This window comes from Occallatibacter sp. (genome assembly GCF_049802275.1).
GTDB lineage: Bacteria > Acidobacteriota > Terriglobia > Terriglobales > Acidobacteriaceae > Telmatobacter.
In genome coordinates this window covers 1-5,816 of record NZ_JBARMD010000695.1, presented here as the reverse complement: position 1 = coordinate 5,816, position 5,816 = coordinate 1, and the positions used below count along the sequence as shown (strand labels likewise).

Genomic DNA, 5,816 nt, shown 5'->3' with positions numbered 1-5,816 from the left:
CTGATGCTCTTCAGGCCTTTCGGCGTTCCCGAATTTGTATGGACCGCCGCGGGTGCATTACTGCTTTGCGTCCTCCGCCTGATTCCAATCAGACTCGCCGGCCACGCGGTCGCCGAGGGAATGGACGTGTATCTCTTTCTCACCGGGATGATGTTGCTCTCGGAGTTAGCGAAGAAGAATGGCGTTTTCGACTGGTTGGCAAACATCGCGGTGAAACGAGCGGACGGGTCGTCCCGGCACCTCTTCGCGCTGATCTACGGCGTCGGCACCGCGGTCACGATCTTCATGTCGAATGATGCCACGGCCGTGGTTCTTACGCCTGCAGTGCTGTCGGCCGTAAGGCGCGCAAAGGCCGAGCCCATGCCGTATCTATTTGCTTGCGCGCTGATTGCGAATGCAGCCAGCTTTGTGCTGCCGATCTCGAATCCAGCCAACCTGGTCGTCTTTCATGCCTCGATGCCGCCGCTTGCAAAGTGGCTTGGCATGTTCATGCTCCCTTCCGTCATTTCCATTGCTGCCACGTACCTCTTGCTGCGCTGGTATTGCCGCAAACAATTGGCCGCGGCCTGCAATGGGTCCGATGTTGAGGTACATCTCTCGCCTGTCGGCAAGGTGAGCCTGCTTGGCATCCTCGCAGTTGCGGTTGTTCTGCTGATTGCATCCGCGCTCAAAATGGATCTGGGTATGCCGACCTGTATCGCCGCAATTTTGGTCGCATTAATTGTTTTGATCTCGGGCCGCTCCAGTCCTGCCTACCTGGTGCGAGAAATCAGCTGGAGCATCCTGCCGCTGGTGGCCTCTCTATTCGTGATCGTCGAAGCGGTGAAGAGCGCCGGAGCTTTGCCGATGCTGCAAGCCGCGGCTGAGCACGCGATGCAATGGCCGCGTATCGAGGGCGCTTTAGTGCTGGCTGGAGCGGTCGGTATCGGGACCAACCTGGTCAACAATCTGCCTCTCGGATTGATTGCAGGCGCCACGCTGCACAGCATCACGGTGCGTCCCTTTCTGTCTCAGGTTGTTCTGATCGCCGTCGATCTCGGGCCGAATCTTTCCATCACTGGCTCCCTCGCCACGATTCTGTGGCTCATCGCCATACGCCGTGAAGGAATGCATGTCAGCGGATGGCAATTTCTGCGAGCGGGCATGCTGATTATGCCAATATCTCTGGTGCTCGCGATCGGGGGCGCGCTGTTGTTCGGTGGGCATTAAGGATGCGGGCCAACCAGGGCCTTCGTAGCGTCGGCGTCAGCGAAGCGAACCCTTCCGTAGTATCATTCGTACTCAGTTTTTACCTTCTGTTTTGAATCGCGTCCCGCGACTTTGTGTGGGATAGCTGCCCCTTTGTTCCTGCCATCAATCTCGATACAGGTGGATACAACCAATGCAGAATTCAATTGCCAAGTGGAATGCCTTCAATCTGCGGGCGGCCCTCTCGTTGCTGATTGCCTTGTCAACTTCAGTTGCTGTCGCAGCCGACGCCGGCCCCATCCACCGCGGTTACTATACATACCCTGCGGTCCGCGGCGGAAACATCGTCTTCACCTCCGAGGGCGATCTGTGGCTGATTGGTGTGAATGGCGGAGTGGCCAGGCGACTTACTTCGAATCCCGGGACTGAATCGCACGCCGTTCTCTCGGCCGATGGCAAGACCGTTGCGTTCAGCGCCAACTTCGAGGGTCCCGCCGAGGTCTACACGATGCCAATTGACGGTGGGCTACCCCAGAGGCGCACCTGGGATGGCGACTCCGTGCCCGCCGGATTCGCCCCGGACGGTCGCTTGATGATCACGACATCGCGCTACACGACGTTGCCGGGAACCCAACTCGTCCTCGTCAACGAGGTCGGCGCGAGAGAGATCGTACCGTTGGCCGAGGCGGCCGAAGCTGCGTATTCGCCGGAAGACCAGAATCTGTTCTTCACGCGCTGGTTCAAGCAGCCAAGCGAGACCAAACGCTACAAGGGTGGAACGGCCGAAAGCATCTGGAAGTTCGATGGCCACAGCGAAGCGGTTGCCCTCACTGCGGACTGGACCGGCGCATCCACGCAACCCATGTTCTGGAATGGACGCGTCTATTTCCTCTCCGATCGAGACGGCATCATGAACGTGTTCTCGATGGATGAACAGGGACACGGCCTCAAACAAGAGAGCCACCAGCGCATCTTCGATATCTCATCTGCATCCATCGATGACGGACGAATCGTCTACGCGTGCGGTGCCGATCTGTGGCCGCTTGATTTGAAGTCAGGACACGAACAGATCATTCCCATCACCCTCGCTTCCGATTTCGTTCAGCTTCGGGAACATTGGGTAAAGAAGCCGGTGGAATTTCTCACGGCATTTCACATCGCTCCCGATGGAACCAGCGCCGTCTTCACTGCTCGCGGCGAAGTATTCACATTGCCGCTGCGAAACGGAAGAATCGTCAAAGTGGCCGCCAACTCTGCGGTTCGTTATCGCGAAGCTCGCTTTTTGCCCGACGGCAAAAGCATTCTTGCCCTCTCCACTGAAAGCGGCGAGACCGAATTCTGGAAATTTCCTGCGAATGGCGAAGGCAAGCCCGAACAATGGACCAACGACGCACACGTGCTGCGCTGGGACGGAGTCGTCTCGCCAGACGGAAACTGGCTTGCGCACCACGACAAGGACGAGCATCTTTGGCTATTCAATACCAAAACCAGGCAGGAAAAGCCGATCGCTCAATCCATGATGGGCGATTTCGCCGACCTTCGCTGGTCGCCCGACAGCAAATGGCTCGCCTTCGTTCAATCAGCCAACAACCAGTTCCTCCAGATCAAGGTCCTCAACATAGATTCCGGTGAGATCAAGGACATCACTTCCGACCGCTACAACAGCGTGAGCCCCACTTGGAGTTCCGACGGCAAATGGATGTACTTCCTCTCGGATCGCATGCTGAAAACCACAATCGAATCGCCGTGGGGATCGCGCGAGCCCGAGCCGTTCTTCGATCACCAGGTAAAGATTTACCAACAGGCGCTAGTCTCTGATCTTCGTTCCCCATTCCTTCCTCCCGACGAGTTGCACCCGGATAGCGCAGCAAAACCCGACGATAAAAAAGACGAAGACAAATCCAAGAACACCAAGCCGAAAGCAAACGAAAAGCCTTCTGACCAGGCCAAGAAGCCCGACGACGAAAAGAAAGACGAAAAGAAAGAGAATCAAAAGCCGCCTGAAGTGAAGATTGACTTTACCGATATGGCGCTCCGGCTCAGCGAAGTCCCCGCGCCTCCCGGCAACTACGGCAACCTGCAGGCAGCCGAAAAGCGTCTCTGCTGGCTCAACGATGGCGACAACACGCAGAAGCACCTCGCCATGCAGTGCATCGACGTGGCCAACAATGGCGACGACGTCGAAACCGTAATGTCCGACGTGAAGAACTTCGAGATTGCGCAGAACCGCAAGAAACTGCTCGTCCGCAAAGGAGATGATTTTTCCATCTTTGACTCCGATGTGAAGGCCGCAGCAATATCCGACCCCAAAGCCCTTGCGAAGGCCTCCATCAATATCTCGCGCTGGACGTTCTCAACCAAGCCTGTGGACGAGTTCCGCGGTTTCTTTCTCGATGCGTGGCGTCTCGAGCGAGACTATTTCTATGACCGCAATATGCACGGGGTGAACTGGATCGCGATCCGCGATCGCTACCTGCCGCTGGTGGACCGCGTAGCCAATCGCGATGAACTGAACATGGTAATCGCACAGATGGTCGGTGAACTCTCCGCTTTGCATACATTCGTCGGCGGCGGTGATTCGCGAAAACCGGCCGATCAAGTCGAAATCGCTTCTCTGGGTGCCCGGCTTCGCCGCGACGAGAAGGCAGGCGGTTTCGTTGTCGATCATATCTATCAGCACGATCCTGACCTTCCCGATCTGGCCCCTCCTCTGGCCCGCCCAGAATCGCTCGTTCGTGAAGGGGAGGTCATCGTCTCCATCGATGGTGAAGACCTGCTGAGCGTGACAGACGAGCGGGTCCTCATGCGGGGTAAAGCGGGAACCCAGGTGTTACTGCGCGTGAAATCAACTTCAGGAGCAATGCGAGAGGTGCTCGTCACTCCCATCAAAGATGCCGACGAAGCAAATTTGCGCTACGCGGAGTGGGAGTATTCCCGCCGGCTCACGGTGGACTCTGCCTCGAACCACAGCATCGGCTATGTCCACCTGCAGGCCATGGGACCGGACGATATCGACCGGTGGGCTCGCGAGTTTTATCCCGTGTACGACCGGCAAGGGCTGATCATCGACGTTCGCCACAACAACGGCGGCAACATCGACTCCTGGCTCCTTGCCAAGCTGCTCCGACAGGCGTGGTTCTACTGGCAGCCGCGCGTGGGAAACCCGATCTGGAACATGCAGTACGCATTTCGAGGCCACATCGTTGTGCTCTGCGACCAGCAAACGGCATCCGATGGCGAAGCATTCACCGAGGGCTTCAAGCGCCTCAACCTCGGTAAAGTCATTGGCATGCGAACCTGGGGAGGCGAAGTCTGGCTCAGCTTCAGCAATACACAGGCAGACAACGGGATTGCATCGGCCGCGGAACTCGGCGTCTATGGCCCGGAAGGCAAGTGGCTCATCGAAGGTCACGGCGCAGAGCCGGACATCAGTGTCGATAACCTGCCTCATTCCACATTCAGCGGCAATGACGACCAGCTCCAGGCAGCTCTCAAGTTACTTAAGGAAGAGATCCAGGCCGATCCTCGGCCCGTCCCCGCGCACCCGCCCTATCCCGAAAAGTCCTTCCACATGAGTGGAACGGGAAACTGAGCCTCTTTCACTCTTTCGTAATGGCCAAATCTCAAGCATTTGGCCGTTTGCACTCATTGGTCACACTTATGACCCATCGGTACCATTGAGCGTTCTCGACACCGGTGTCACCATTTCCCGCATGCGAGTCAATCTGATAACCCGACCGTCCGACCACCCCAAATCAGGATTTGGAACGATTCCCCTCTCGCTGACAATCCGCCCAGCTTGCGGATTACCCGGCGACTATGAGTGCCCAACCGACAGCGCATCGCTCCTGAACCTGCTTCGGCGGCAAACCGACCTGCCTGCATTCGTGCTCCAGAACTTCGAAAAAGACCTGGGAACCCCACTCGGTGCGCGCCTTCTGGGCGTGGACTTGAGTGATCGTGTGCTTACGGATATTGGCTACTTCATCGACTAGTAACCGAATCCTCGGCCGCCACTGACAAGTCGACGAACGGGTGCCGCCTCGTGCGCGACGCCTCTGTGCTTACGGGGCAATTTTGAATTCCGCGTGATCCGCAGCCTGCGAGCTCCCACCAACCCACACCGTGTAATCGGTCTGCTCGATCACCGCTCGTCCTGTGTTGTCGAAGAAGGAAAGTTCGGGAAAACCCAATTTGAATGTGATCTTTCTCGACTCCCCCGGCTTCAACGTTACTCGCTCGAATCCCTCGAGACTGCGCACAGGCTGCTCCATGCTGGCGCCCAGGTTGCGCACATAGCACTGCACCACCTCTGTACCAGCGCGATTGCCGGTGTTCCGCACCGTCGCAGTTACCGTCACGAGATTGCGCGCGTCACTTCGATTGGCTTCTGCGAACGGCACAGAGTTTCGTGAGACCGCAACATCGCCATATGCGAACTGTGTATAGCTGAGCCCGTACCCAAACGGAAACAGCGCGTCATTGGGAACGTCGATGTAGCGCGAGAAGAAACGCGAGTCCCCTCCCGGCGGCTGCGTCAGATCAAGTCCGACCGGCGGCCTGCCCGTAGGAAAGTGGTTGTAATACAGCGGCTCCTGCCCCACGGCACGCGGAAAACTCATCGGCAG

At 57.5% G+C, this 5,816-nt stretch carries 4 protein-coding genes; 3 read left to right on the top strand and 1 reads right to left on the bottom strand.

The features are described 5' to 3' along the window. The 3 genes from WA354_RS23470 to WA354_RS23460 all read left to right on the top strand — a co-directional run. Positions 1 to 1,209 (top strand): arsenic transporter (locus WA354_RS23470; protein WP_472815450.1); only part of this gene is annotated, 1,209 nt, incomplete at its 5' end. A gap of 172 nt (positions 1,210 to 1,381) precedes the next feature. After that, positions 1,382 to 4,780, top strand: a complete 3,399-nt coding sequence (locus WA354_RS23465; protein ID WP_472815449.1) for a S41 family peptidase — start codon at positions 1,382 to 1,384, stop codon at positions 4,778 to 4,780. A 121-nt stretch (positions 4,781 to 4,901) separates the two neighbouring features. Continuing rightward, on the top strand, positions 4,902 to 5,183 hold the full coding sequence (locus tag WA354_RS23460; RefSeq protein ID WP_472815448.1) for a hypothetical protein: 282 nt from the start codon (positions 4,902 to 4,904) through the stop codon (positions 5,181 to 5,183). A gap of 69 nt (positions 5,184 to 5,252) precedes the next feature. Here the strand turns inward: WA354_RS23460 and WA354_RS23455 are convergent. Further along, on the bottom strand, positions 5,253 to 5,816 hold a 564-nt coding region (locus WA354_RS23455), incomplete at its 5' end, for a fibronectin type III-like domain-contianing protein (RefSeq protein WP_472815447.1).

Coding starts and splice junctions, on each gene's coding strand:
- WA354_RS23465 (WP_472815449.1), top strand. CDS start 1,382: ATGCAGAATTCAATTGCCAAGTGGAATGCCTTCAATCTGCGGGCGGCC.
- WA354_RS23460 (WP_472815448.1), top strand. CDS start 4,902: ATGCGAGTCAATCTGATAACCCGACCGTCCGACCACCCCAAATCAGGA.